Origin of the sequence: Thermus hydrothermalis, assembly GCF_022760925.1 — a bacterium.
Lineage (GTDB): Bacteria > Deinococcota > Deinococci > Deinococcales > Thermaceae > Thermus > Thermus hydrothermalis.
Genome location: NZ_JAKTNT010000018.1, coordinates 18888 through 45000 on the forward strand (window position 1 = coordinate 18888; position 26113 = coordinate 45000).

General features: G+C 65.8%; 23 protein-coding genes, 2 tRNA genes and 1 rRNA gene (1 of these 26 running past the window's edge). 11 read left to right on the top strand and 15 right to left on the bottom strand.

Annotation, left to right across the window (positions count from 1 at the left end; translation table 11 throughout):
• Positions 1 to 8: 8 nt before the first annotated feature.
• Positions 9 to 494 (top strand): arginine repressor, encoded by a 486-nt coding sequence (gene argR, locus L0C60_RS10695; protein ID WP_234507101.1) that lies wholly within the window; start codon positions 9 to 11, stop codon positions 492 to 494.
• 15 nt (positions 495 to 509) lie between these two features.
• A complete protein-coding gene (locus L0C60_RS10700; protein WP_234507099.1) occupies positions 510 to 1121 on the top strand; it encodes a MarC family protein in 612 nt (203 codons plus the stop codon).
• Here the strand turns inward: L0C60_RS10700 and L0C60_RS10705 are convergent.
• Genes L0C60_RS10705 through L0C60_RS12925 form a run of 3 tightly spaced genes read right to left on the bottom strand, consistent with a single transcriptional unit; the run spans position 1105 to position 4758 of the window.
• Positions 1105 to 2271, bottom strand: a complete 1167-nt coding sequence (locus L0C60_RS10705; protein ID WP_234507098.1) for a GGDEF domain-containing protein — start codon at positions 2269 to 2271, stop codon at positions 1105 to 1107. The two genes, L0C60_RS10700 and L0C60_RS10705, sit on opposite strands and share 17 nt — an antisense overlap.
• A complete protein-coding gene (locus tag L0C60_RS10710; protein ID WP_234507096.1) occupies positions 2268 to 3830 on the bottom strand; it encodes a DNA repair protein RecN in 1563 nt (520 codons plus the stop codon). The genes L0C60_RS10705 and L0C60_RS10710 overlap by 4 nt, the downstream gene beginning before the upstream one ends.
• Before the next feature lie 28 nt (positions 3831 to 3858).
• Positions 3859 to 4758, bottom strand: a complete 900-nt coding sequence (locus L0C60_RS12925) for a GGDEF domain-containing protein (protein WP_326491133.1) — start codon at positions 4756 to 4758, stop codon at positions 3859 to 3861.
• Between the two features lie 840 nt (positions 4759 to 5598).
• Here L0C60_RS12925 and L0C60_RS10720 point away from each other — a divergent pair.
• The 3 genes from L0C60_RS10720 (at position 5599) to L0C60_RS10730 (ending at position 9712) form a co-directional block, all read left to right on the top strand.
• A tRNA-Glu gene (locus tag L0C60_RS10720) sits at positions 5599 to 5673 on the top strand.
• Position 5674: 1 nt separating this feature from the next.
• Positions 5675 to 5751, top strand: a tRNA-Val gene (locus tag L0C60_RS10725).
• Positions 5752 to 6604: 853 nt separating this feature from the next.
• Entirely contained in the window at positions 6605 to 9712 is a 3108-nt protein-coding gene (locus L0C60_RS10730) for an Eco57I restriction-modification methylase domain-containing protein (protein WP_243092747.1), read from the top strand.
• Between the two features lie 47 nt (positions 9713 to 9759).
• Here L0C60_RS10730 and L0C60_RS10735 read toward each other — a convergent pair whose 3' ends face one another.
• Together L0C60_RS10735 and lysJ are read right to left on the bottom strand one after the other, a co-directional pair.
• A complete protein-coding gene (locus tag L0C60_RS10735; RefSeq protein WP_234507090.1) occupies positions 9760 to 10827 on the bottom strand; it encodes a [LysW]-lysine hydrolase in 1068 nt (355 codons plus the stop codon).
• Positions 10824 to 12002, bottom strand: a complete 1179-nt coding sequence (gene lysJ / locus L0C60_RS10740) for a [LysW]-aminoadipate semialdehyde transaminase LysJ (protein ID WP_234507088.1) — start codon at positions 12000 to 12002, stop codon at positions 10824 to 10826. Before lysJ ends, L0C60_RS10735 begins: the two co-directional genes overlap by 4 nt.
• Before the next feature lie 143 nt (positions 12003 to 12145).
• On the opposite strand from lysJ, the gene folK reads away from it, so the two are divergent.
• From folK to plsX, 4 genes are read left to right on the top strand one after another with little or no spacing between them, the layout of a single operon-like run.
• A complete protein-coding gene (gene folK, locus L0C60_RS10745) occupies positions 12146 to 12625 on the top strand; it encodes a 2-amino-4-hydroxy-6-hydroxymethyldihydropteridine diphosphokinase (protein WP_234507086.1) in 480 nt (159 codons plus the stop codon).
• A 39-nt stretch (positions 12626 to 12664) separates the two neighbouring features.
• Positions 12665 to 13042, top strand: coding sequence for a S1 RNA-binding domain-containing protein (locus L0C60_RS10750; RefSeq protein WP_234507084.1), 378 nt, complete (start codon positions 12665 to 12667; stop codon positions 13040 to 13042).
• A 60-nt stretch (positions 13043 to 13102) separates the two neighbouring features.
• Positions 13103 to 13432 (top strand): thioredoxin, encoded by a 330-nt coding sequence (trxA, locus tag L0C60_RS10755; RefSeq protein ID WP_039458248.1) that lies wholly within the window; start codon positions 13103 to 13105, stop codon positions 13430 to 13432.
• Positions 13429 to 14409 (top strand): phosphate acyltransferase PlsX, encoded by a 981-nt coding sequence (gene plsX / locus L0C60_RS10760; protein ID WP_234507082.1) that lies wholly within the window; start codon positions 13429 to 13431, stop codon positions 14407 to 14409. Before trxA ends, plsX begins: the two co-directional genes overlap by 4 nt.
• On the opposite strand, the gene L0C60_RS10765 is transcribed toward plsX, so the two are convergent.
• From L0C60_RS10765 to glyA, 3 genes are read right to left on the bottom strand one after another with little or no spacing between them, the layout of a single operon-like run.
• Entirely contained in the window at positions 14398 to 14817 is a 420-nt protein-coding gene (locus L0C60_RS10765; protein WP_234507080.1) for an archease, read from the bottom strand. The genes plsX and L0C60_RS10765 overlap by 12 nt on opposite strands.
• Positions 14808 to 15476 (bottom strand): PIG-L deacetylase family protein, encoded by a 669-nt coding sequence (locus L0C60_RS10770; RefSeq protein ID WP_234507185.1) that lies wholly within the window; start codon positions 15474 to 15476, stop codon positions 14808 to 14810. Before L0C60_RS10770 ends, L0C60_RS10765 begins: the two co-directional genes overlap by 10 nt.
• Positions 15477 to 15478: 2 nt before the next feature.
• Positions 15479 to 16702 (bottom strand): serine hydroxymethyltransferase, encoded by a 1224-nt coding sequence (gene glyA, locus L0C60_RS10775; RefSeq protein ID WP_234507078.1) that lies wholly within the window; start codon positions 16700 to 16702, stop codon positions 15479 to 15481.
• A gap of 40 nt (positions 16703 to 16742) precedes the next feature.
• On the opposite strand from glyA, the gene L0C60_RS10780 reads away from it, so the two are divergent.
• Complete coding sequence (locus tag L0C60_RS10780; protein ID WP_234507077.1) at positions 16743 to 17003, top strand: hypothetical protein; 261 nt, start codon at positions 16743 to 16745, stop codon at positions 17001 to 17003.
• Here the strand turns inward: L0C60_RS10780 and purF are convergent.
• Genes purF through purB form a run of 7 tightly spaced genes read right to left on the bottom strand, consistent with a single transcriptional unit; the run spans position 17000 to position 24245 of the window.
• Positions 17000 to 18391 carry an amidophosphoribosyltransferase gene (gene purF, locus L0C60_RS10785; RefSeq protein ID WP_234507074.1) on the bottom strand — a complete coding sequence of 464 codons (1392 nt, stop codon included), beginning with the start codon at positions 18389 to 18391 and terminating at the stop codon, positions 17000 to 17002. The genes L0C60_RS10780 and purF overlap by 4 nt on opposite strands.
• A complete protein-coding gene (gene purL / locus L0C60_RS10790; RefSeq protein ID WP_234507072.1) occupies positions 18384 to 20558 on the bottom strand; it encodes a phosphoribosylformylglycinamidine synthase subunit PurL in 2175 nt (724 codons plus the stop codon). Before purL ends, purF begins: the two co-directional genes overlap by 8 nt.
• Positions 20558 to 21271 (bottom strand): HAD family hydrolase, encoded by a 714-nt coding sequence (locus L0C60_RS10795; protein ID WP_243092748.1) that lies wholly within the window; start codon positions 21269 to 21271, stop codon positions 20558 to 20560. The genes purL and L0C60_RS10795 overlap by 1 nt, the downstream gene beginning before the upstream one ends.
• A complete protein-coding gene (purQ, locus tag L0C60_RS10800) occupies positions 21268 to 21954 on the bottom strand; it encodes a phosphoribosylformylglycinamidine synthase subunit PurQ (RefSeq protein ID WP_234507068.1) in 687 nt (228 codons plus the stop codon). The genes L0C60_RS10795 and purQ overlap by 4 nt, the downstream gene beginning before the upstream one ends.
• Positions 21951 to 22202, bottom strand: a complete 252-nt coding sequence (gene purS / locus L0C60_RS10805) for a phosphoribosylformylglycinamidine synthase subunit PurS (protein ID WP_234507066.1) — start codon at positions 22200 to 22202, stop codon at positions 21951 to 21953. Before purS ends, purQ begins: the two co-directional genes overlap by 4 nt.
• Complete coding sequence (gene purC, locus L0C60_RS10810; RefSeq protein ID WP_234507064.1) at positions 22203 to 22898, bottom strand: phosphoribosylaminoimidazolesuccinocarboxamide synthase; 696 nt, start codon at positions 22896 to 22898, stop codon at positions 22203 to 22205.
• Positions 22899 to 22934: 36 nt separating this feature from the next.
• Complete coding sequence (gene purB, locus L0C60_RS10815; protein ID WP_234507061.1) at positions 22935 to 24245, bottom strand: adenylosuccinate lyase; 1311 nt, start codon at positions 24243 to 24245, stop codon at positions 22935 to 22937.
• A 201-nt stretch (positions 24246 to 24446) separates the two neighbouring features.
• Between purB and L0C60_RS10820 the strand changes: the two genes are divergently transcribed.
• Positions 24447 to 26113, top strand: a 23S ribosomal RNA gene (locus L0C60_RS10820) (it continues 1229 nt past the right edge of the window).

A 26113-nucleotide genomic window follows, 5' to 3' on the forward strand; every position in this document is an offset into this window, starting at 1 on the left:
GGGTGAGTATGCGCAGCAAGGCCGAGCGGCACCGCGCGATACAGGAGATCGTGAGCCGGGAGGAGATCGGCACCCAGAAGGAGTTGGTGGAGCGCCTGCGGCAGCTAGGCTTTGAGGTGACCCAGGCCACGGTGAGCCGGGATATCGCCGAGCTCCGCCTGGCCCGCATCGCCTTGGGCAAGGGGCGGCACAAGTACGCCCTACCTTCCGTGGAGCTTCCCGAGGACGTTTACGAGGAGCTCAAACGGCAGTTCGGCCTTTTCGTCAAGGACGTGGACCGGGGTGGGAACATCCTGGTGGTGAAGACCGCCGAGGGGCACGCCTCGGGGATCGCCCTCCTCCTAGACCGCCTGAAGCGGGACGAGATCGTGGGCACCTTGGCGGGGGAGGACACCATCCTGGTGGTGGCCCGTACGGAGCCGGAGGCCAAGGCCTTGGAGGAGGAGCTCGGGGAGTTGCTCTTGGCGGGCAGGGCCCTCAAGGGAGGGGCATAGGGCCCAAGGTCCCAAGTGGTTGAACTCTTTCTCAAGTCTTTCCTCACCCTCTTCGTGGTCATGGACCCGGTGGGGCTGGTTCCCGTCTTCTTGGCCTTGGCGGGGGACCGCCCCCCGAAGAAGCAGGCCCAGATCGCCGCCAGGGCGGTGCTGGTGGCGGGGGGGCTTCTCGTGGCCTTTTTCTTCTTCGGAAGGGGGCTTTTGGCGCATCTCGGGATTAGCCTCGAGGCCCTCCGCATCGCCGGGGGCATCCTCCTCTTCCGCATCGCCACCGAAATGGTCTTCGCCCACCACGAACGGGAAACCGAAGAGGAAAAGGACGAGGCCCTGGTCCGGGCGGACATCTCCGTCTTCCCCTTGGCCATCCCCCTTATCGCCGGGCCCGGGGCCTTGGCCAGCGTTCTCATCCTGGGCGGGGAGGCCCGGATGGTGGTGGGGGGGTGGGCGGTGGTCCTCTTTAGCGCCTTTCTGGTGCTCCTTCTGGCCTACCTCTTTTTACGGGCCGCTTCCGGGATACGCCGGGCCCTGGGGCGCACGGGGGTGAACGTGGTGACCCGGGTGCTGGGCCTTCTGCTTGCTGCCCTTGCGGTGCAGTACGTGGCCGACGGGGTTAAGGGCCTCCTTTAGCCCGGTACATGCGGCGGTCCGCCTCCCGCAAAAGGGCCTCCAGGTCCTCGCCTTCCACCTCCACCCCGCCCGCCGCCACCCCGTAGGGGAGGCTTTGCCGCAGCCGGGCGATGAGGGCGGGGATTTCCTCCTGGGAAAGGCCCAGGTGGAGGCTCACGAACTCGTCCCCCCCCACCCGGAAGGCCAGGTCCCGGCGGCGGGAGAGGTTTTTCAGGGCCTGGGCCAGGGCTTTCAAGGCCTGGTCCCCGGCGGCGTGCCCTTCCCGGTCGTTTAGGGTCTTAAGGCCGTTCAGGTCCCAGTAGATGAGGGCCAAGGGCTCTCCCAGGGCCTGGGCCTCGGCGCGGAGCTTGGGGAAGGTTTCTTCTAGCGCCCGGCGGTTTCCCAAGCCCGTGAGGGGGTCGGTGCGGGCCGCCCTTTCCAGGGCCTGGCGCTCCTTCAAGGCCTTGAGGAGGAGGGCGGCTTCCAGGGCGAAGGCCTGGGCCAATTCTAGAGAAAGGGGGGTAAAGGCCTCGGGGTCGCGGAAGTTGTCCAGGTTCATGGCCGCCAGCACCTCGCCCTCGAGGACGATGGGCAGGCCCAAGGTGGCCTGGATTTCCAAGAGGCGGCCGTGCTCAAAAAAGGCGGGCCGGGCCTCCACGGTGCTCAGGCTGGAGAGGTGGCGGATCTCAGGTCCTTTGAGCACCCGGGGGCGGCCCCTGAGCCAGTTGTCCACCCCAAGCCCGTACCAGGCGAGCTCCTCCTCCAAGGAGGTGCGGGCCCCCAGGAGGGCTTCGGAGAAACCCTCCTGGGCCACCAGGTAAAAGTACCCTCCTTCCCGAAGCAAAATGCTCCCCGCTTCCGCCCCGGGCACCGCAGCCACCGCTTCCCGGATCAGGTCCTGCAAAAGCCCCTCGGGCTCCTCGTGCTGCAAAAGCCCCCGCAACACCTTAAGAAGCCCCTTGTAAGCCCGGGCCTGCACCGAGAGGTCCGTGGTTTCCAGGAGAAGGAGGTAGGTCCCCGTGGGGGACGGGAGGCGGGCTACCCGGTAGCTCCTCTCCCCATGGACCAGGGTGTCCCCTTCGGGTAGGGGTAGGTCTTGGGCCAGGGCGTTCCGCTCCACCCTCCCCTCCTGCAGGTGGAAGACCGGGTAGGGGGCTTCCATGGGGTTCATCGCGCCTCCAGGAGGAGCCTGGCGTGGGAGAGGGCGGCCTCGGTGTACTGGCCCGAGAGGAGGCGGGCGAGCTCCCGCACCCTTTCCTCCCCCTCCAGCACCTCCACCCGCACCTCCCCCTCTTCCTTCACCACCTTAAGGTGGCGGTGGGCCCGGGCGGCCACCTGGGGCAGGTGGGTCACCACCAGGACCTGGCGCTTTTCCCCCAGGCGGGCGAGGCGCTCGGCGAGCTTCCAGGCGGTTTCCCCGCCCACCCCGGTGTCCATCTCGTCAAAGACCACCGTGGGGGCCTCGGCCCCGGTGAGGAGGGCGAGGGAGAGGGCGATGCGGGAAAGCTCCCCCCCGCTGGCGGCGGAGAGGGGGGAGAGGGGTAGGCGGGGATGGGCGGCGAAGCGAAAGGCCACCTCCTCCAGGCCAAAGGCCCCGGGCTCGGGCAAGGGGGTGAGGGCCACCTGGAAGCGGGCCTGGGGGAGGCCTAAGGCGGCGAGCTCCTCCTCCATGGCCCGGGCGAGCTTCTTGGCCGCCCCTTGCCGGGCCTGGCTTAGCTCCGCCCCTAGCCGGAGGAGCGTTTCTTCTGCCTTCAGGAGGTCCTTTCGCACCTCAAAAAGGCGTTCCTCACCCCCTTCCAAGGCGGCAAGCTCCGCCTTGGCCCGCTCCCCGTGGGCCAGGACCTCCTCCAGGGTGGGGCCGTACTTGCGCTTGAGGCGCTCCAGGAGGGCGAGGCGTTCCTCCAGTTGGGCCAGGCGGCCAGGGTCGGCCTCGAGGCCCTCCAAGTACGCCTCTAGCTCCCGCGCCACCGCCTCCGCCCCCTCCAGGGCGGCCTCCAGGTCCTTGGCCAGGGCCTCCAGGGCGGGGTCGTACCGCCCCCCCTGGCGAAGCTCCCGCACGGCGTTTTCCCAAGGGGAAAGCCCCTCTTCGGTGAGGAGCGCATAGGCCTTCCCCGCCCGTTCCCGCAAGGTTTCCAGGTGCCGTAGGCGCCGGGCCTCCTCCTCCAGCTCTAGGTCTTCCCCGGGACGGGGCTTGGCCTCTTGGATTTCCCGGAGTTGGAAGCGCAGGAGGTCTTCCCGCTCGCTTTTGGCCCGCAGGGCCTCCTCCAGGGCCTCTTTTTCCTGAAGGAGAGCCTGGTAGCGGGCGTGGGCTTCCCGGTAGGCCTGGAGGTGGCCGGGGGGGAGGAGGGCGTCCAGGAGCTCCCGCTGGCGCCTGGGGGAAAGCAGGGCCAAGGCGGCGTGTTGCGCATGGAGGGAGAGCCAGCGTTCCGCCTCCTCCTGGAGTTCCCTCAGGCTCACCACCTCCCCGTCTATGCGGGGCGTGGAGCGGACCCCCACCCTTCGGGAAAGCACCCGCTCCCCTTCCCCCTGGAAGAAGGCGGTGACCAGGAGGCTATCCCCATAGGGCCCGATAAGCCCCTCGGCCCGCTCCCCCAAAAGGAGGGCCAAGGCGTCCACCAGGAGGCTTTTCCCGGCCCCCGTTTCCCCGGTGAGGACGTTGAGACCGGGGGCGAGCTCCAGGGTGGCCTCGCGGATGGCGGCGAGGTTTTTCACCTCGAGGCGGACGAGCATCTTCTCCCATTGTAAAGGCGTGGGGGTGCTAGGCTAGGGTGATGCGGTCGCGCCCCGTTTCCTTGGCCCGGAGGAGGGCGTAATCGGCTTTGAGCACCCACTCCTCCACCTCCTCTAGCCCATTGGGTGTCTTGCCGCCTGCTATCCCTGCGGAAAGGGTTAAAGGGTAGGGGATAGGTTCCACCTTCTGGGCGCGGAAGCGGGATCGGATCCGCTCCACCACTTCCATGGCTGCCCGCTGGTCTGCGCCGTAGAGAAGCAGGAGAAATTCCTCGCCACCATAGCGCACCGCCACGTCTTCTCGGCGAAGGCTTCCTTGGAGGATGCGGCCTAGGGCCTTGAGCACTTGGTCTCCCACAGCGTGGCCGAAGGCGTCGTTGATGCGCTTGAAGTGGTCAATATCCAGTAGGGCAACGCTTAGGGGATTATGGTAACGCCTGGTTAGGGAAAGGAGCTTGGGGAGCTCTACCTCGAGGCCCCGGCGGTTGAGAAGCCCGGTGAGGGGATCGGTCAGCGCCAAGGTACCCCACTCCACCTGCTTGAGCACTTGGCGAAGCCGCTCGCCTAGGAGAGAGAGCAAGCCTTCGGGAAGAGGTTCTTTAGGAGGTTTTCGGAGGTATAGGTGGGCGGATTCCCCGTTCATAGGTACCTTTAGGCTATAGGGGGTGCGGAGCCCCACAAGCCCTCGCCTGCTGAGGACCTCGAGGCCCACCGCTTCGGGGATCAAGGTGCGGGTGGCTTCCAATGCGCCTATTAGGACTGCTTCGGGGCTAAGGGTTTGGGTGATCCGGGGAGTAAGGCGAGCAAGCTCCCTCAGAAATCGTATCCAGCGCAAGTTCTTTTCTTCCGTGCGCTTCCATTCCAGGTGGTGCGCATAAAGGAGACCCAAAGACCCCACTATCCCCCCGTAGAGGGCCAGTATGCGCATGGCTATTGGAAAATTGTCTACGAAAAAGAGGATGGGATACACAAACAAACCGCTTAAGGCCAAAGCTTGGTAGGTGAAGGAAGGCTCTCCCTGGGGAGTTCTAGCTATCCCAATCGCTAAGAACACGTAACCTAGGGTTCTTAAAAGGTGGAGGGGGTCTCCGGTTTGGCCTTGCGTATAAGGGGAGGCCATACCTTCGGTGAGGAGGAAAAGTAACCCTACGCCCCATAGAGACCTGTCATCGGGTCCTGTATGAAAAAGCGTTTCTAATTTGGGAAGGACCAGGAAGAGAAGCGCGAGGTTCCAAGCAATGTAAAGCGCATTCAAGCCAAGCCCCGCTTGCGCTAGAACCTCTATTCCCAAAAGCCCTAGAGGAAGCAGAAAAAGGGTTATGCGAGGTGGGTGGCCTGGTACTTGTAGGATGCCTAGGGCTAGGCTAACGTAACCCAGAAGAGCGAAAAGGGTTTCTAAGAGAACTCGTTGCGTACTATCTAAGAAAAGTTCCAGGCTTCCCACCGCATCGCTGAAACCAAAAAAGAGGAGGCTAAGACCCCAAAAGGGCTTTCTACGGGTGAGAAGGTATCCTCCAGCAGCTAACCCTACCCAGGGAAGGAGGGTGTGTTCGCTCCAGAATGAAGTGCGAGGCGAAAGACCGAGGATAACGAGAAGCAGAAGGCTCAACCCCAAGTAAGCCACAAGCCCAGTTTAAACCCGGGTGTTCCCTTGGGAGCGGTTATCCGCCCTTGGCAATTGGCAAGGGCTGGACCTCCTCGTGGGTGGTTGCAGGCTTTGGAGGGAGCGGGTAGACTGAACCTCTGGGGCTGATGCCCCTCGTTTTGGGGCCCCATCGTCTAGCGGTCAGGACGCGGCCCTCTCAAGGCCGAAACGGGGGTTCGATTCCCCCTGGGGTCACCACGGGCGGCTAGCTCAGTTGGTCAGAGCGCTCGCCTTACAAGCGAGAGGTCAGAGGTTCAAATCCTCTGCCGCCCACCACCATAAAAAGCCAAAACTCCCCGCCTTGATAGTAGGACGGGGAGTTTCTTTTATAGATCCATTCTGCATCTCTTGGAAGAGATGTCGTTGCTCACGCTTAAGAGAGCATTGTCTTGCGGGCTTTCCCTAACACATCGCCAGGCATACCCGGACGATAGTAGGATCCATTATTGGGTGGGGTGTTGGCGGGGCTTCCCTCAGGGTCCGCGACCCCGCTTTCCAAAGCCGTTGCCTCTCTTTTTAGTCTTTCTTCCATCCCCTCGAGGGCCTCTTGTGCGCAGAAGCACAAGGTGTTCCCGCAATCTCCTTCTTCGGGGGTCTATACCGCTTCCGGGGTGTGGGGGCAAAGTACTTGTCGGGGGCTTCCATCCCGAGTGCCAGTATGTGGCTGCCTTTTTACGCCGGCGAGTTTATCCTGCCCTTCGGGTAAGGTGGTGTATCTTTTAGGAAGGCGTCGCGCGTTTGCTTGAAGAATGTTTGGTCTGTTTGCGCAGGGGAAAGCGAGGAAAGGGGTAGGCGGAGAGGCGAGGTGAGTGTTCTTTCTCTGGGTTCCTTCGTCCGCTATAGGGGGCGGGACTGGGTTTTGGTAGCCCGTCAAGGGGACATTCTTGACTTGCGTCCTCTGATGTCCCGCAGGGATGCTGGGGTATGGGTTCATCTTGGCCTGGTGGAAGCCGTTCAGAAGGTTCTTCCTCACGAAGCGCTCGTACCCTTGGGGTTCCCGAAGGCCCCGCCTAAACCCGTGGGGGGAGACCTTTGCGTTGAACAGGGTGAGGAAAACCTGATTGCGGCTGTAAAGGGCTTTGTTGGAGACCTCGGCACGGGCTTCCTCCGGGGTCCTGACGGAAGGGTTTTGGCCCAAGACCCGGAGGCGCTTTACCGCGACCTCCTGCGCATCGCCTACCGCATTCTTTTCCTCCTAGTGGCGGAGGCACGAGGGGTCCTGGGAGGGAATGAACTCTACCGCCGATCCTTCTCCCCCCACCGCCTCCTGGACCTTTCCACCGACAAGGAGGCCTACACGGAGGATTACGACCTCTGGCTTGGTCTCAAGACCCTGTTCCGGCTCCTGAGGGAGCCGGGACTCCTCGTGGGGACCGAGCCCGCCGCCAAGATCCTGGGCTTGGACGTCCTGAACGGCCACCTTTTTGAGCCCATCCCCCTCGAGGAGGGCCCGTATGCCGTGGACAACCGCCACCTCCTCCAGGCGTTCCACCATCTGGTCTTCTTCCGGGATGGGAAGGAAGGGCTCAAGCGCATCAACTACGCCGCTTTGGACGTGGAGGAACTGGGCTCGGTGTACGAAAGCCTTCTGGACCACACCCCGGTGGTGGAAGGACGAGGGGAAGAGCGCCGCTTCGCCTTCCAGTCGGGTACGCTGAGAAAGCGCACGGGGAGCTACTACACCCCGGAAGCCTTGGTGGACCTGGTCCTCCGGGAGACTTTGGACCCCGTGGTGGAGGAGCGCCTGAAGGCGGCGGGGGACGATCCCAAAGCCCGTGAGGAAGCCCTCCTCTCCCTCAAGATCCTGGACCCCGCTTCGGGGAGCGGGCACTTCCTCCTGGGGGTAGCCCGGAGGCTCGCCCGCCGCCTGGCCCAGGTGCGCACCGGGGAGGAGGAGCCCTCTCCCGAGGCGTACCGCCAGGCGGTGCGGGACGTGGTGGCGAACTGCCTCTACGCTGTGGACCTGAACCCCCTGGCGGTGGAGCTTTGCCGGGTAGCCCTCTGGATGGAAAGCCACGTGCCAGGTAAGCCCCTCACCTTCCTGGTCCACCGCGTGAAGTGCGGCAACTCCCTGGTGGGCGTTCTGGATCCCGAGGTGCTGGCGGAGGGGATACCCGAGGAAGCCTTTACCCCCAAGAAAGGGGACGCCAAGGAGGTAGCGGCCTCCCTCAAGAAGGAGAACCGCTGCCAGCGGGAGGGGGAGCAGACCCTCTTTACTCCCCCTAGGGAAAGCGTTCTAAAAGAGGAGCGAGAAAACCTTGTCAAACTCCTTCAAGAGTTCGCCCAGCTCCCCGAGAACTGCCCGCAGGAGGTGGTGGCCAAGGCTCGTTTTTACGAGGCGCTCAGGGAGAAGGATGCCTGGCGAAGGCTCAAGCTCGCCTCGGACCTCTGGACGGCGGCCTTCTTCCAACGGCTTGAGGGCAAGGGCCCCTTCATCACCACGGAAGCGGTGTGGCGGGCCCTGGAGGATGGGGTGGACCCCGCCCTAAGCGAGCTCGCCGAGGAACTTGCAAGGCGCCACCGCTTCTTCCACTGGTGGCTGGAGTTCCCCGAGGTCTTCGCCCAAGGGGGGTTTGACGTGGTGTTGGGGAACCCGCCTTGGACTCGCTTGCGAGAAGAGGAGGGCATGACCCGCTTTCTCAGGGCTTCGGGCCGTTTTCCCTTAACGGGTAAAGGGGCGAACACCTACCAATTTTTTACCGAGCTCGCTCGTTCCTTATGCCGTCCTGGTGGCTTCTGTGGGCTTTTGGTGCCCACCGGTTTGGCCACGGACTCGGGTAGCCTGAGCCTCTTTCGGGATCTGGTGCTAAAGGGAACGCTCCGAACCGTTTATGACTTTGAAAACCGAAAAGGGTTTTTCCCGGAGGTGGATAGCCGTTTTCGGTTTGCCCTGGTGGCCTTTGAGGGGGGAGGGCAAAGCTCTAACGCCAGAAGCAAAGGGGCCAGGATGGCCTTTTTCCTGAAGGAGCCCGAAGAAGCTCGGGATGAAAAGCGTTCTTTGACGCTATCCGCAGAGGATATTGCCCTTTTCAACCCGAACACATGCACGCTTCCCCTCTTCCGCACCCCCCAGGATGCGGAACTCGCCCGCCACCTTTACCGGGTGGCTGGCGTTTTCTATAAGGAGGCGCCTAAAGAAGACCCCTGGAAGATTCGTTTGGGGTTGCTTATGCCTCTAGAACACAATTCTCCCTTCCTGCGCTCCCCGCAAAGCCTGAAGGGGGCAAAGCGGTTTGGTCACCGCTTGGACCTGGAAGGGGAACCCTATGTGCCCTTTTGGGAAGCGAAGATGTTTCACCAGTACAACCATCGCTATGCGGACTACGCCTCGGGGGAGATCCAACCCCTATCGCCTACGGCCCTTTCTGACCCTACGTACTCGGTCACGCCGGCCTACTACCTCCCGGAAGGCTTTGTGGAGGAGCGCCTTTCCCATCTGGAAGGTGCTCGCTTTCCCAGGCGGCGGTGGCTCCTCGCCTTTCGCAACGTGGCTCGCGCCACCGATGAGCGCACGGTGATTTTCACCGTTCTTCCCCGCCTAGGGGTGGGGGGAAAGGCCCCCTTGCTCCTTTCCTCCGAGCCAAGCTTCCGCATCCTCACCCTCCTGGCAAACCTGAATGGTTTGGTGTTGGACTATGCCGCCCGCCAAAAAGTGGGCGCCACGGACTTGAGCTTCCACTACCTCAAGCAGTTCCCCGTCCTCCCCCCCGACCGCTACACGGAAGAGGACCTCCGCTTCCTCGTCCCCCGGGTCCTGGAGCTCGTCTACACCGCCTGGGACTTAGCCCCCTTAGCCCAGGACGTTTGGGAAGAGGCGGACGAAGACCTCCGGGAAGCCATCAGGCGCTGGCGAGAGGAAGCCCCGGCGCACCTGGACAAGCCCCCCGCGTGGCTCGAGGGCCCCTACCCCTTCCCGCCCTTCCAATGGGACGAAGAGAGGCGGGCTAGGCTCCGGGCCGAACTGGACGCCTACTACGCCAGGCTTTACGGCCTAAACCGCAAGCAACTCCGCTACATCCTGGACCCTCAGGACCTCACGGAAGGGGAGCTTAAGGACATCCTTTCCGATTACGAGGAAGTGGAAGACCCCCTGGACGAAGCGGCTTACCGCAAGCGGCGGGAAAGGAGCCGTTTTCCCGGGGAAACCTTCCGGGTGCTCAGGGAAAAGGAGATAAAGCGCTACGGGGAGTACCGCACCCGTAGGCTTGTATTGGAGGCGTGGGAAAGACTCAGCTAAACCTGGCCCGGGGTCTTTTGCGCCTCGAGGCGGCAGGAGGCAGTTGTTTAACCCCCCGGGGTTAGCGCTAGATGCTCTAGCGCTTCACGCAAGGCCTCAATGCCCTTCAAGAACTCCGGGACCTCCACGTGCTCGTAAGGGGTGTGGTCCAGGGTGGAGTCCCCGGGGCCGTAGGCCACCATGGGCACCTTCCAGTGGGGCGCCAGGACGTTCATGTCGCTGGTCCCCGTCTTTAGCTTGAAGACGGGCTTGCCCCCGGCCTTGCGGATGCCCTGGCGCAAGGCCCGGGTCAGGGGGGTGTCCTTGGGGCCCAGGTAGGGCACCTCCCGCCCGAAGAACTCTAGCTCAATGGTGGGGGGGGCGTAGGCCGTGAGGTGGCGGATGGCCTCCTCCGGGGGAAGCCTCGGGGGGAGGCGTAGGTCAAAGAACATCTCCGCCACCTGCTTGAGCTCGGCGGGCTGGATCCGGAAGTCCCGGAGGGTGTACTGCACCTGGTCAAAGGGGCGCTGGCCCACGTTCATGGCCTCGGCCCAGGCCTTGATGGCCACGAAGTAGCTGATGAGCTCCTCGGCGGCGTTGGGCTCGTGGTGGGCGGAGTGGAAGTTGTCCTTTTCCCGCCTCGCCTTCACCAAGAGCCTTCCCTTGTACCCCAGGGTGATGCCCTCCCACCCCGAGGGCTCCCCGATAACCACGTAGTCCGGCTTGAGGCGCGGGGCCACGAAGCGGGCACCCTTGGAGCTCGGCGCCTCCTCCTCCGTGGCCCCCACCAGGTGGACGGTGAGGCGCCTTCTCGCCTCCTCGGAAAGCCCCGCAGCGGCGAAGATCATGGCCACGAAGGGGCCCTTGGCGTCCACCGCCCCGCGGCCGAAGAGCTTGTCCCCCTCTAGCCGCACGGGCACCACCCCGGGCACGGTGTCAATGTGCCCCAGGAGGACCACCTGGACGGGGCCTTCCCCTATCTGGCCCCGGGCGTTGTCCGCCTCGTCCACGAACCCCTTGAGCCCGAGCCTTTCCATCCCCTCCGCCAGGTATTCCGCCACCAACCGCTCCTGGCCGGAGGGGGAGGGGATCTCCAGGGCCCCCTTGAGGAACTCCACGGGGTCTAAGGCCATCATGCCAGGACTTCGCGCACCGCCTCCACCACCCTTTCCAGGTCCTCCTTCTCAATGACGAGGGGCGGCAGGAAGCGGATCACCGTGGGCCCTGCCTGGAGGGTGAGGATGCGGTGCTCCTTCTCCAGGCGCTCAATGTAGGGGGCCGCCTTCTCCTTAAGCTCCAGGCCCACCATGAGGCCCAGGCCCCGCACCTCCCGGATCTTGGGGGAGGGGATCTCCCTAAGCTTTTCCATGAACCAGGGGCCAAGCTCCGCCGCCCGCTCCCAAAGCCGCGTGCGCTCCAGGTAGCGCAGGGCCGCTACCCCGGCGGCCATGGCCAGGGGGTTGCCGCCAAAGGTGGTGCCGTGGCCGCCCTTGGGCATGCTCTTCGCCACCTCCTCCCGCATCACCGCCACGCCCAAGGGCACCCCGCCCCCGATGGCCTTGGCCAGGGTGAGGATGTCGGGCACGATCCCGTAGTGCTCAAAGGCGAAGCGCTTGCCCGTGCGGCCCATGCCGGTCTGGATCTCGTCCAGGATGAGGAGGGCGCCCTTTTCCTGGGTAATCTCCCGCGCCGCTTGGAGGAACTCCCTCGTGGCCGGGCGCACTCCCCCTTCCCCTTGCACGGGCTCGAGGATGACCGCCGCCGTTTCCTCGTCCACCGCCTGCCTAAGCGCCTCCACGTCGTTGTAGGGGACGAAGGCCACGGGCTCCACCAGGGGCAGGAAGGGCTCCCGGTACTTGGGCTCCCAGGTGACGGAGAGGCTTCCCATGGTCCTTCCGGAGAAGCCCCGCATGGCGGCCACGAACTTCTTCCGCCCCGTGTGGGCCCGGGCAAACTTGAGGGCCGCCTCGTTGGCCTCGGTGCCGGAGTTCACCGGGAAGACCCGGTTGAGCTCAGGGGGGAGGAGGGCGACCAGGGTGCGGTAGAACTCCCCCCGCATGGGGGTGGGGAGGGTCTGGGGCATGCTCATGAGGGTTTCCGCCTGCCGCTTCACCGCCTCCACCACCTCGGGGTTGCTGTGGCCTAGGTTGGCCACCCCGTAGCCGCCCACGCAGTCTATGTAGGCGTTGCCCTCGGCGTCCCACACCTTGGCTCCCTGGCCCCGGACCAGGAGGAGGCGGTGCTTGGTGTAGACCCCGGTGTCCAGGGTGAGCTCGGCTTCCAGAAGCGCCTGCCAGTCCTCTTTCACCATACGTGCCCCCCGCAAAGAAAAGCTCCCGGGGCGGGCCCGGGAAGCCAGGCTTCCCAGGCCCCGTTAGGTTTTGCCCCGGGCGGCCATCTCTCTTCCAGGGTAGGGGGCTTGCCCCCCGGTGTCAACGGGATAGACTTGGGGGCGTGCTGGCCTACGTGGGGCTGGGTTCCAACCTGGGGGACCGGGCGGGCTACCTCTTGGCCGCCGTGTCCCTCCTCTCCCGCCTGCCCAAGACCCGTCTTCTCCGCCTTTCTCCCGTGTACGAGACGGCGCCCGTGGGCCCCCCGCAACCCCCCTATTTGAACCTGGTGGCGGAGTTGGACACGGGTTTGGACCCCAGGGAGCTCCTCCAGGCCCTCCTGGAGGTGGAAAGGGCCCTGGGCCGGGAGCGCAAGGAGCGCTGGGGCCCGAGGACCATTGACCTGGACCTCCTCCTCTACGGGGATCTGGTCCTGGAGGAGGAAGGGCTTCAGGTGCCTCACCCGAGGCTCCACGAGCGGGCCTTCGTCTTGGTGCCCCTTCTGGACCTCCTCCCCGAGGGGCGGCACCCGGTGCTGGGGGTACGCTTCGCCGAGCTCTTGGCGGCCCTTGACGCCTCCGGGGTTTCGCCCCTTGTGCTATAGTGGGGGCATCGCGGGCAGGACCGCGCGAGGAGAAGGAAAGTGGAGATAGAAGCGGGAAGCATCGTGGAAGGCCGCGTGGTGCGGGTGACGGATTTTGGCGCCTTTGTGGAGCTGCCGGGCGGGGAGCAGGGGCTCGTGCACATCTCCCAGATCGCCCACGAGTTCGTGAAGAACGTCCGGGATTTCCTCAACGAGGGGGACATCGTGCAGGTGATGGTGAAGGGCCGGGACGCCAAGGGGCGGCTGGACCTTTCCATCAAGGACCTGACCCCGGCCCCCGAGGGGGCGCCCCCGCCCCGGCCCAGGCGGCTCCCAAAGCAGTCCCCGGAGTTTGAGAACAAGCTCAAGAGCTTCCTCCGGGGTACCGGGGGGTTCGGCGGCGGGAAGGGCAAGAAGGGCGGCCGCAAGAAGCGTTAGCGCCCAAACGGGGCCCCGGGGGGTTTATCCCTCCGGGGCTTTGCCGTAGAGTAGGGGGGTATGGCGAAGCCCCTCGAGGTCACCGACCAGAACTTTGACGAGCTCTTAGGCGGTCACCCCTTGGTCCTCGTGGACTTCTGGGCGGAGTGGTGCGCCCCTTGCCGCATGATCGCCCCCATCCTGGAAGAGCTGGCCCAGGAGTACGAGGGCAAGCTGGTGGTGGCCAAGCTGGACGTGGACGAGAACCCCAAGACGGCCATGCGCTTTCGGGTGATGAGCATCCCCACGGTGATCCTCTTCAAGAACGGCCAGCCCGTGGAGGTCCTGGTGGGGGCCCAGCCCAAGCGCAACTTCCAGGCCAAGATAGAGAAGCACCTGCCCCAGGCATGAGGATCGCCCTGGACGCCATGGGGGGGGACCGGGCCCCGGAGGTCACGGTCCAAGGGGCCCTCTTGGCGGCCCAGGAGGGGGTGGAGGTCCTTTTGGTGGGGGAGGAAGGGCGCCTTAACGCCGAGCTTGCCCGCTTGGGGGGCCGCCTCCCCGTATACCACGCCCCGGACTGGATCCCCATGGAGGAGCACGCCACCGAGGTGCGGAAGCGCCGGCAAAGCTCCATCTGGGTGGCCCTGGAGCTCCTCAAGCGGGGCGAGGTGGAGGCCGTGGTCTCCATGGGCCACACCGGGGCTACCATGGCGGCGGCCCTCTTCGTCCTGGGGCGGGTGAAGGGAGTGGAGCGGCCCGCCCTTCTCGTGGAGTTCCCGAGCCTAAAGGGGCGCACCTTCCTCCTGGACGGGGGGGCCAACGCCGACTGCCGCCCCCCCTTCCTGGTGCAGTTCGCCGCCATGGGCCTGGCCTACGCCGAGGCGAGCGGCGTGCCAAGCCCCCGGGTGGGCCTCCTTTCCATCGGGGAAGAGGAGGGAAAGGGAAACGCCTTGGTCCAGGAGGCCTATCCCCTCCTCAAGGAAGCCCTGGGTCCCCGCTTTTTCGGCAACGTGGAAGGGCGGGACATCTTCTTGGGCACGGCGGAGGTGGTGGTCACGGACGGCTTCACGGGCAACGTGGCCCTGAAGCTGGCGGAAGGGGAGGCCAAGGTCCTCTTCACCTGGATTAAGGAGGCCTTCGCCTCGAGCCCCTGGGCGAGGCTGGGGGCCCTCCTGGCCCGGGGCGCTTTGCGCCGGGTGAAGGAGCGGGTGGACCCCTCCCAGTACGGGGCCATGCCCCTTCTCGGGGTGGAGGGGGCGGTCTTCATCGGCCACGGCTCGGCGGACGCCCTGGCGGTGAAAAACGCCCTCCTGAGGGCCAAGGCCCTGGTGGAGGCGGGGCTTCTTGCGCGGGTGCGGGAGGCTTTGGCCGCCCTACACGTCTAGGATCACCCGGGCCCGCCACCTTCCCCCTTCCTGGCCCACGTGGAGGCCGTGGAAGGTGGCGCTCTTCACCTCCCCTTGGAAGCCGAAGGCTTCCTGGAAGGGCTCGCCCTGGAGGCTTGCCAGGAGGCGAAACCCCCCTTCCTCCGGGAGAACCCGCACCCGGGCCCTTCCGGGCACGAAGCCCTTGGTCTGGATGAGGTAGATGAGCTCGTTCAGGTAGCGCACCAGGAGGGTGTCCAGGTCCTCCGCCCAAAGGGAAAGGCGCCGCCTCCTTTTGCCCCCTTCCGGCGGGTTTTGGAACATCACCGCCAAAAGCCCTTTTAGGGCGGCTTGGAAGAGGCCCTCGAGGCTTTCCGCCTCCACCTCAAAGCCGATGTCGGCGGTGTGGTCCAAAAGCCTCACCACCATGGCCCCTCCACCAGGCCCTTTTCCCCCACCACGTGGAAGGTTTCCGTCCAGAGCCTCTCCGGGTGCCGCTCCAGGAAGGCGAGGACGGATAGGGCCTGGGTCCTGTGCTGGGCGATGGCCCTGAGCTTTTCCTTTAGGGCCCACTCGGGGAGGCGCAGGCGGTGGGTTGGGGGGTAGGGCCCTTCCGGGCGCACCATGTAGACCACCCGGGCGAGGCCCTGGGCCGCCCCTTGGGCGTAGCGGCTCGCCGCCACGTGGTCGGGGTGGCCGTTGATGCCGTCGGGGGGGAAGGTGACCACGAAGCGGGGCCTTAGGGTTTGGAGGCGGCTCCGGATGGCCTCCTCCGCCTCGGGGTGGTCCAAAAGGCCTTCCCCTTGGGCCTTCCCCCGCTCCCCCGCCCCCACCTCCCGGGGCAGGCCGTTGGGGAAGGAGAGGACCTCGAGGAAGTCCACCCGGAGGAGCTTTGCCGCCCGGGAGAGCTCCTCCGTGCGCACCTGGGGAAGGGCCTCTGGGGGGCAGAGGCCTAAGGTCCTCCCCGCCTCCCCCCGGGTGAGGGTGAGGATGCCCGTCCGAAGCCCCGCCGCCTTGGCCAAAAGGAGCGCCCCCCCGGCCCCGAAGCTCTCGTCGTCGGGGTGGGGGACCACCACCAGGAGGTCCAGCATCAGGGCATGGGGTGGGCGAGGGCCAGGGCCCGCACCGCCTCCCTAAGGGCTTCGGAGGGGCCTTCCGTGAGGGCCCGGTCCATGAGCTCTGCCACCAGGGGCATCTCCTCCGGGGTGAAGCCCCGGGTGGTGATGGCGGGGGTGCCCACGCGGATCCCCGAGGTGATGCGGGGAGGTTTGGGGTCAAAGGGGATGGCGTTCTTGTTCACGGTGATGCCCACGGCGTCCAGGCGCTCCTCCGCCTCCTTGCCCGTGAGGCCCTTGGGGCGGAGGTCCACCAGGAAGAGGTGGTTGTCCGTGCCCCCGGTGACGATGCGGTAGCCCCTCTTGGCAAGCTCCGCCGCCAGGCGCTGGGCGTTTTCCACCACGAGGCGGCTATACTCCTTGAACTCGGGCTGCATGGCCTCAAAGAAGGCCACCGCCTTCCCGGCGATGACGTGCTCCAGGGGGCCTCCTTGGATCCCAGGGAAGATGAGCTTGTCAATCTTTTTGCCCAACTCGGGGTCTTGGGAGAGGATCAGGCCCCCTCGAGGGCCCCGGAGGGTCTTGTGGGTGGTGCTGGTCACCACGTGGGCGTAGGGGACGGGGTTGGGGTGGAGCCCCGCCGCCACCAGCCCGGCGAAGTGGGCCATGTCCACCACCAAGTAGGCCCCCACCTCCTCGGCGATTTCCCGGAAGGCCTGGAAGTCCCAGAGGCGGGGGTAGGCGCTGGCCCCAGCCACGATCACCTTGGGGCGGTGTTCCCGGGCCAGGCGGCGCACCTCGTCCAGGTCTATGCGCTCGGTGTCGGGCCGCACCCCGTAGGAAACCACCTTGTAGAGCCTTCCGGAGAAGTTGACCTTGGCCCCGTGGGTCAGGTGCCCCCCGGCCGCCAGGTCCATGCCCAAGAGGGTGTCCCCGGGCTCCATTAGGGCCATGTAGACCGCCATGTTGGCCTGGGAGCCGGAGTGGGGCTGGACGTTGGCCCATTGGGCCCCGAAGAGGGCCTTGGCCCGCTCTATGGCCAGGGACTCCACCTGGTCAATGACCTCGCACCCCCCGTAGTACCGGGCCCCGGGGTAGCCCTCGGCGTACTTGTTGGTGAGGACGCTTCCCACCGCCTCCCGCACCTGCTTGGAGACGAAGTTCTCGCTGGCGATGAGCTCTAGGCCCTCCCGCTGCCTTTTTTCCTCCAGGGCGATGAGCTGGAAGAGGGTCTCGTCGCGGACGCTGGTGCCCACCATAGGGCGATTATAGGCCCTCCCTCCCTGCTAAGCTAAGGCCATGAAAGGGAACGCCTTCACCATCGTGAAGTGGGGGGCCCTCCTGGCCCTTGCCGTCTTGCTCCTCACCATCCTCCTCATCAACTTCACCACGAGCCGCGACCTGCCCGAGCTGGTGCGGGTCCAGGTGGAGCGGTACGCCGTGTGCAGTTACTGGTTTTTTGGCTGGCACCTGGCCTCCACCGGGGCCTTCGCCTTCGCCTTTTTGCTGGTGGGCTTGGTTTCGGGCTTCCTCCTGGGCTTCTTTCTGAGGCGGCGCTAGAGGAGTTCCAAGGCGAGCTTTTCCCCCTCCTCGGGGACGCCCGCCGGGTAGCGGCCGTTGAAGCAGGCGAGGCAGACGGGCCCCCCGATGGCCCGCTTGACCCCCTCCTCGGATAGGAAGGCCAGGGAGTCGGCCCCGATGTAGGCCCGTATCTCCTCCACGCTCTTCTGGGCGGCGATGAGCTCCTTGCGGGCCGCCGTGTCTATGCCGTAGTAGCAGGGGAAGCGGATGGGGGGGCTGGAGACGCGGAAGTGGACCTCCTTGGCCCCCGCCTCCTTGAGGAGGGCCACGATGTGGCGGCTGGTGGTGCCCCGCACGATGGAGTCGTCAATGAGCACCACCCGCTTGCCCTTCACCGCCGAGGTGGGGGAGAGCTTGAGCCGGGTTTTTAGGTCCCGAAGCTCCTGGGTGGGCTGGATGAAGGTGCGCCCGGCGTAGGGGTTCTTGTAGAGCCCGTACTCCAGGGGGAGGCCGCTTGCCCGGGCGTAGCCGATGGCGGCGCCAATCCCCGAGTCGGGGACGGGCACCACCATGTCCGCCTCCGCCGGGGCTTCCCGGAAGAGCTCCTCGCCCATCCGCACCCGGGCGGCGTAGGCCTCGGTGCCGTCCAGGAGGCTATCGGGCCGGGCGAAGTAGATCCATTCAAAGGCGCAAGGGGTGGGGTTTGGGGGAAGGCCTTGGAGGCTTCTTAGCTCCCCCTCCTCCACCCAGACCACCTCCCCGGGCCGCACGTCCCGCAGGTACTCCGCCCCGAGGAGGGCGAGGGCCGGGGGCTCGGAGGCGAAGGCGTAGCCCCAGGGGGCCTTGCCGATGGCGAGGGGCCGCACCCCGTGGGGGTCCCTGAGGGCGAGGAGGGTCTTGCGGTCCATGAGGAGGATGGAGTACCCCCCTTCCAGGCGCCGCATGGCCTCGAGGGCCGCCTCGGGGAGGGAGAGGTGGGAAAGCCTAGCCAGGAGGAGGAGCATGACCTCGGTGTCCGAGGTGCTCTGGAAGGTGGCCCCCTCCTGGAGGAGGCGGTCGCGGAGGGGCTTGGCGTTTACAAAGTTGCCGTTGTGGGCGATGGCCAAGACCCCGTGGGCGGTGCGGGCGGTGAGGGGTTGGGCGTTGAAGCGGAGGTTGGAGCCCGTGGTGGAGTAGCGGGTGTGGGCGAGGCCGAGCCGGGCCCCGGGCAGGCGGAGCTTTCCCAGGCGCTCCTCGGTGAAGACCTGGTTCACGAGGCCCAGGTCCTTTTCCACCAAGAACTCCTTCCCGTCCGTGACGGCGATGCCGGCGGCCTCCTGGCCCCGATGCTGCAGGGCGAGGAGCCCCAGGTGCAAAAGCCCCGCCACGTCCAGGGGGGTTTCGCTCCAAAGGCCCAGGACGCCGCACTCCTCCCGTGGCTTATCCATCCAGGACCTCCCGCAAGGGGCGTTGCCAGATGGCCTTAAGCTCGGCCACCTCCCACTCTAGCACTCCCTTGGGGGTGAGGACCGTGAGGGTCTTCCCCCCGGTTTCCCCCAGGATGCGGTAGGGAAGGCCCTGGGCCTCCAGGCGGGCCGTGGCCTCCTTAAGGCGGTCCTTGGCCACGGTGAAGAGGATGCGGCTTGGCGCCTCGCCGAAGAGGGCCTCCAGGCCCGCTTCCCGCACCTCCACCGTGGCCCCTAAGCCGTAGGGGAAGGCCATCTCCGCCAGGGCCACCAAGAGCCCCCCTTCCGCCAGGTCGTGGGCGGTGTCCGTGAGGCCCAGGGCGATGAGCTCCCGGATGGCTTCCTGCACGGCCTTCTCCCGCCCGAGGTCCAGGAGGGGGGGGTGGCCCGCCTCGAGGCCCGTGAGGAGGTAGAGGACCTCGCTCGCCCCAAGCGTCCCCCTTTCCTCCCCTAAGAGGACCACCACCTCTCCGGGCCGCCTAAAGCCCATCTCCGCCCGGCGACGTAGGTCCAAGACCCCCACCACCCCCACCATGGCCGTGGGGGGGATGCGTTTGCCGCCCGCCTCGTTGTAAAGGGAAACGTTGCCGCTCACCACGGGCACACCCAGGGCGGCGCTCGCCTCCTTTAGGCCTTCAATGGTTTCCTTGAGCTCGTAGTAGCCCTCGGGGGTTTCCGGGCTTCCCAGGTTGAGGCCGTCCGTGTAGGCGAGGGGCTTCGCCCCCACCACGGAAACGTTGCGGCAGGCCTCCGCCAGGGCGTGCATGGCCCCGAGGCGGGGGTGGAGGCGGCTATACCGGGGGTTTTGGTCCACCTTGGCGGCGATGCCCAGGTGCGTGCCCTTGATCCAGAGGAGGGCGGCGTCCCCCTTGCCCGGCACCAAGGCGGTGCGGGTGCCCACCTGGTGGTCGTAGCGCTCGTAGACCGCTTCCCGGCTCGCCAGGTTGGGGGAGGCGAGGAGCCTTTCCAGGACCTCCTTGGGGTCCGCCTCGAGGGGGGGGATGGGGGTTTCCCTGAGGCGCCGCACCTCGGGGTCTTCCTGGGCTAGGCGCACGTAGGTGGGGGCTTCCGCCAGGGCCTCCGTGGGCACCTCCGCCACCACCTTTCCCCTATGGAGGACCCGGAAGACCCTTTCCGGGATGGTCCGGGCCACGGCCACGCAGTCCAGGCCCCACCTGCGGAAGACCTCCTCCAGTTCCTTTTCTTTTCCCTCCTTGGGCACCAGGACCATGCGCTCTTGGCTTTCGGAAAGGAGGAGCTCCTCGGGGGCCATGCCCGCCTCCCGGGTGGGGACGAGGTCTAGGTCTAGCTCCACCCCGAGGCCGGACTTGTGGGCGAGCTCGGCGAGGCTAGAGGTGAGCCCCGCTGCCCCCATGTCCTGGACGCCTTCCACCAGGTCCTTCTCTATGGCCTCGAGGGTGGCCTCCATGAGGAGTTTCCCCAAGAAGGGGTCCCCCACCTGCACCGCCGGGCGGTCCTCCTCCTTCTCCTCCTTTAGCTCCCGGCTGGCGAAGGCCGCCCCCCCGATGCCGTCCCGCCCCGTCTTGGCCCCGGCGTAGTAGAGGGGCCGGCCCAGGGAGGCCCGGCTTCGCTTGAGGTTCTCCTCCCTGAGAAGCCCCAGGCACATGGCGTTCACCAGGGGGTTTTCCCGGTAGCCCTCGTGGAAGTAGAGGTCCCCGCCCACGGTGGGGACCCCGATGGCGTTCCCGTAGAAGGCGATGCCGGAAACCACCCCCTTGAAGAGGTAGCGGCTACGGCCCTCGGGGGGGCCAAAGCGCAGGGAGTCCAGGAGGGCGATGGGCCGGGCCCCCATGCTCATGATGTCCCGGAGGATCCCCCCCACCCCGGTGGCCGCCCCTTGGAAGGGTTCCACGGCGGAGGGGTGGTTGTGGCTTTCTATCTTGAAGGCCACCGCCCACCCTTCCCCCAGGCGCACCACGCCGGCGTTTTCCCCGGGGCCCTGCAGGACCGCTTCCCCTTCCTTAGGCAGTTCCTTCAGGAGGGGGCGGGAGTTCTTGTAGGCGCAGTGCTCGCTCCACATCACCTTGAAAAGGAGGAGCTCCACCCGGTTGGGCTCCCGCCCAAGCCGCCTCAGGATCTCCCGGTATTCCCCTTCCGGGATGCCGATTTCCTTGGCCAAGGCTTCCATCACTCTAGGAGGGGGAGGAGCTCGCGGTGGTCCTTCACCTTGGCCGTGGGCTTCACCTCCCCGTTCATCTCCCTCAGGCCCACGTACTGCACCGCCCAGGGGTAGCCGGCGCCGAAGGCCCCCTTGATGTCCGTGTGGGGCAGGTCCCCCACGTGGAGGGCCTCCTCGGGGGCCACCCCCAGGGCCTCGAGGGCCACCTGAAACGCCTCGGGCTTGGGCTTCACGAACCCCGTTTCGTCGGAGAAGCTATAGGCCTGGAAGACGTCCAGGCCCTGCCGCTTGAGGTGCTCCCTCAGGAGGCGGCCCGGGGTCATGCCCGTATCGGAAACGATGGCCAGGGGGTACTTCCCCGCCAGGGCCTTGAGGACCTCCACCCCGGGCAGGGGCTTGAGGTCGGCGAGCAAGGAGGTTTCCTCCAGCCTCCTTGCGGTGAGGGCGATGAGCCCGGGGTCGTGGGGTGCCCCGAGGAGGGCGAAGATCCGGGCCACCCGGTCGTACACGGACATGTGTTCCCCCGCCTTCCAGGCCTCCTCAAAGGCCAGGGCCGCCTGCCGGTAGGCCTCCCGCACCTCGCTTTCCTCCGCCGGGTGCCCTGCCTCGGAAAGGGCGTCCAGGAGGATCTCGTACCGGGCGGGCATGACCTTTTCCAAAAACGCCTCCCCCTCGGTGAAGAGGGTGCCCCAGAAGTCAAAGGTGATGGCCTTGGGTTTCATCGCTGAACCTCCTTTTCCAAAAGCCCCAGGAAGAGGGGAAGCCCGTCCTCCCCTCCCAGAATGGGGTCCACGGCCCGCTCGGGGTGGGGCATCATGCCGAGGACGTTGCCCCGCTCGTTCACGATGCCGGCGATGTCGTTCAGGCTCCCGTTGGGGTTATAGTCCCTCTCCCCGGCCAGGGGGGCGTAGCGGAAGACCACCCGGCCCTCGCCCTCCAGCCGCCTTAGGGTTTCGGGGTCGGCGTAGTAGCGCCCCTCGGCGTGGGCGATGGGCAGGCGGAGGACTTGGCCTTGGGCGTAGCGGCGGGTGAAGGGGAGGTCGGTCCTTTCCACCCGCACCCCCACCTCCTTGCAGGTGAAGTGGAGGTTGAGGTTGGCGAGGAGGGCCCCGGGGAGGATGCCCGCCTCGGTGAGGATCTGGAAGCCGTTGCAGACGCCCATCACATACCGCCCCTCCTCGGCGAAGCGGCGCACCGCCTCCATCACCGGGCTTTTGGCGGCCAGGGCCCCCGCCCTCAGGTAGTCCCCGTAGCTAAAGCCCCCGGGGAGGAAGACCCCGTCATAGCCCCTCAGGTCCCTTTCCGTGTGCCAGACGAACTCCGCCCGCATGCCCGCCTTCTCCAGGGCGAAGCGGGCGTCCTCGTCGCAGTTAGAACCGGGAAAGCGGACGATGGCCCACCTCATAGTTCCTTGAGGGCCTCGAGGGTGTAGACCTCCATCACCGGGTTGGCGAGGAGGCTTCCCAGGAGCTTGGCCTTTTCCTCCGCCTGGAGGAAGTTTTCCGCCGAGAAGACGATCTCCAAAACCTTCCCCACCCGCACGGACTCCACCGGGTGGCCGAGGTCCCGCAAGACCCCTTCCACCGCCCGGCCCTGCGGGTCCAGGATGCCGTCCTTGAGCTCTATGAGGAGCGTGGCCTGGTACCTTGGCATCTACCCTCCCAAAACCCGCCTTAGGACCTCCTGGTACGCCTCTTCCACGCCCCCCAGGTCCTTGCGGAAGCGGTCCTTGTCCATGGGCTTTCCCGTGGCCATGTCCCAAAGGCGCATGGTGTCGGGGCTAATCTCGTCGGCGAGGAGGATTTCCCCCTCCCTTTCCCCAAACTCCAGCTTGAAGTCCACCAGTTCCAGGCCCCTTTCCGCGAAGAACGCCTTCAGGATCTCCCCCACCCGCAAGGTGGTGGCCTTCACCTCCTTTAGGGCCTCGGGGGAGGCGAGGTCTAGGGCGAGGACGGCGTCCTCGCAGATCAAGGGGTCCCCCAGGGCATCGTTCTTGAGGGAGAACTCCACCAAGGGGGCCTTAAGGGGCGTGCCCTCCTTTAGCCCGTAGCGCTTGGCGAAGCTCCCCGCCGCCTTGTAGCGGAGGATCACCTCCAAGGGGAGGATCCTCACCCGCTTCACCCGCATCTCCCGCTCCGAGAGCTCCTCCACGAAGTGGGTCTTGACGCCCTTTTCCTCCAAGAGGCGGAAGAGGGCGGCGGAAACCTTGTTGTTCACCACCCCCTTGCCGGGGATGACCCCCCGCTTCTGCGCATTAAAGGCGGTGGCCTCGTCCTTGAAGTAGACCCTTAGGGTGTCCTCCCCTTCCGGGTAGAGGACCTTGGCCTTGCCCTCGTAAAGCTTCTCCATGCCCCTCCTTATGGCCGAAAGGCCCTTTTCCTCATTTTAAAGCCCAAAACGGGCGTAGATGGCGTCCACGTGGCGGAGGAAGGCCTGAGGGTCAAAAAGCGCCCTTAGCCTCTCCCCCTTGATGGGGTTTTCCGGGTCGGCTTCCAGAAGCTTTAGGAAGCTTTGTCCTTCTTCCCAACTCTTGAGGGCGTTTCGCTGGACCAGGGCGTAGGCCTTTTCCCGGGGGAGGCCTTCGGCGATGAGGGCGTTTAGGACCTGCTGCGAGTAGACGAGGCCCCGGGTGAGGTCCAGGTTCCGCTTGAGGTTCTCCTCAAAGACCCTAAGCCCTTCCAGGATGCCCTTAAGCCGCCTTAAGGCGTAGTGGAGGGCGGTGGTGGCGTCGGGGAGGATGACCCTTTCCACGGAGGAGTGGGAGATGTCCCGCTCGTGCCAGAGGGCGATGTTCTCCAGGGCGGGTCCGAGGTAGCCCCGGAGGAGCCGGGCCATCCCCGTGAGGTTTTCCAGGCCCACGGGGTTTTTCTTGTGGGGCATGGAGGAGCTTCCCGTCTGGCCCTCGCGGAAGGGTTCTTGGGCCTCGAGGACCTCCGTGCGCTGGAGGTGCCTGAGCTCCACCGCCACCCTTTCCAGGTTGCCCCCGAGGATAGCCAAAGCGGCGAGGACCTCCGCATGCCGGTCCCGGGGGACCACCTGGGTGGAGATGGGCTCCGCTTGAAGGCCAAGCCGCCTCGCCACGTGGGCCTCCACCTCGGGGGGGACGTGGGCGTAGTTGCCCACGGAACCCGAGAGCATGGCCACGCCTATGGTTTCCCTAGCCCTTTTTACCCTTGCCTCGTCCCGGAGGAAGGCGGCGTAGAAGGAGAGGAAGCGGAGGCCGAAGCTCGTGGGCTCGGCGTGGACCCCGTGGGTGCGGGCGATGGCGGGGGTGTGCTTGTAGCGGAGGGCGAGGGCCTTGAGGGCCTCCTCTACCCCTTTAAGCTCCTCCAGGATGAGGTCCAAAGCCCGCACCAGGAGGGCGTTTTGCGCCGTGTCCACGATGTCCGAGCTGGTGAGGCCCAGGTGGAGGTAGCGCCCCACCTCCTCGTCCCCGGTCCACTCCACCAGGGCCCGGGTGAAGGCCACCAGGTCGTGGCGGGTGGTTTCCTCTATCTCCGCCACCCGCCGGGCGAAGGCTTCGGTGAGGGGTTTTTCCTCCAGGGTCCGGAGAAGCCTTGCCGCAAGGCCCCTAGGCACCTGGCCCAGGGCCTCCCAGGCCTCGAGGGCGTAGGCTTCCACCAAGGCCCACATGCGGTAACGGCTTTCCTCGGACCAAAGCGCCGCCATCTCCGGGGTCTGGTACCGGGGCACCATGCCTCAAGGCTACCGGTTTGGGGCCGTATCCTGCTACCCCAGGCCTTGAGCCCACTCTCCTCCAGGAGCTAGGGGGTACTTGACACGTTCTGGGGGTCCTGGTAGTCTTTTCTTTGCGCTGCCTGGTAGGCGGCGGGGGATCTTGAAAGCTAGGGTGGCTGGAATGTGGAATGGAGGCCATGCGGTAGCGTGGCCTTTGAGGGTCAAGATGCTAAGGGCCCACGGTGGATGCCTTGGCACCCGAGCCGATGAAGGACGTGGCTACCTGCGATAAGCCAGGGGGAGCCGGTAGCGGGCGTGGATCCCTGGATCTCCGAATGGGGGAACCCGGCCCGTGGGAACACGGGTCACCGCCTTTTTGGCGGGGGGAACCTGGGGAACTGAAACATCTCAGTACCCAGAGGAGAGGAAAGCGAAAGCGACTCCCTGAGTAGCGGCGAGCGAAAGGGGACTAGCCTAAACCGTCCGGCTTGTCCGGGCGGGGTAGTGGGGCCCTCGGATACCGAATCCCTAGCCTAGCCGAAGCTGTTGGGAAGCAGCGCCAGAGAAGGTGAAAGCCCTGTAGGCGAAAGGCGAGGGGATAGGTGAGGGTACCCGAGTACCCCGTGGTTCGTGGAGCCATGGGGGAATCTGGGCGGACCACCGCCTAAGGCTAAGTACTCCGGGTGACCGATAGTGCACCAGTACCGTGAGGGAAAGGTGAAAAGAACCCCGGGAGGGGAGTGAAATAGAGCCTGAAACCGTGGGCTTACAAGCAGTCGCGGCCCGTTGAGGGTTGCGGCGTGCCTATTGAAGCATGAGCCGGCGACTCACGGTCGTGGGCGAGCTTAAGCCGTTGAGGCGGAGGCGTAGGGAAACCGAGTCCGAACAGGGCGTTTAGTCCGCGGCCGTGGACCCGAAACCGGGTGAGCTAGCCCTGGCCAGGGTGAAGCTGGGGTGAAACCCAGTGGAGGCCCGAACCGGTGGGGGATGCAAACCCCTCGGATGAGCTGGGGTTAGGAGTGAAAAGCTAACCGAACCCGGAGATAGCTGGTTCTCCCCGAAATGACTTTAGGGTCAGCCTCAGGTGCTGACTGGGGCCTGTAGAGCACTGATAGGGCTAGGGGGCCTACCAGCCTACCAAACCCTGTCAAACTCCGAAGGGTCCCAGGTGGAGCCTGGGAGTGAGGGCGCGAGCGATAACGTCCGCGTCCGAGCGCGGGAACAACCGAGACCGCCAGCTAAGGTCCCGAAGTCTGGGCTAAGTGGGAAAGGATGTGGCGTCGCGAAGACAGCCAGGAGGTTGGCTTAGAAGCAGCCATCCTTTAAAGAGTGCGTAATAGCTCACTGGTCGAGCGACGCTGCGCCGAAAATGATCGGGGCTTAAGCCCAGCGCCGAAGCTGCGGGTCTAGGGCCCATGCCCTAGGCGGTAGGGGAGCGTTCCCGATGCCGATGAAGGCCGACCCGCGAGGGCGGCTGGAGGTAAGGGAAGTGCGAATGCCGGCATGAGTAACGATAAACAGGGTGAGAATCCCTGTCGCCGTAAGCCCAAGGGTTCCTACGCAATGGTCGTCAGCGTAGGGTTAGGCGGGACCTAAGGTGAGGCCGAAAGGCGTAGCCGAAGGGCAGCCGGTTAATATTCCGGCCCTTCCCGTGGGTGCGATGGGGGGACGCTCTAGGCTAGGGGGACCGGAGCCATGGACGAGCCCGGCCAGAAGCGCAGGGTGGGAGGTAGGCAAATCCGCCTCCCGTGTGCTCTGCGTGGTGGGGAAGCCCGTGAGGGTGACAACCCCCCGAAGCCAGGGAGCCGAGAAAAGCCTCTAAGCACAACCCACGGGAACCCGTACCGCAAACCGACACAGGTGGGCGGGTGCAAGAGCACTAAGGC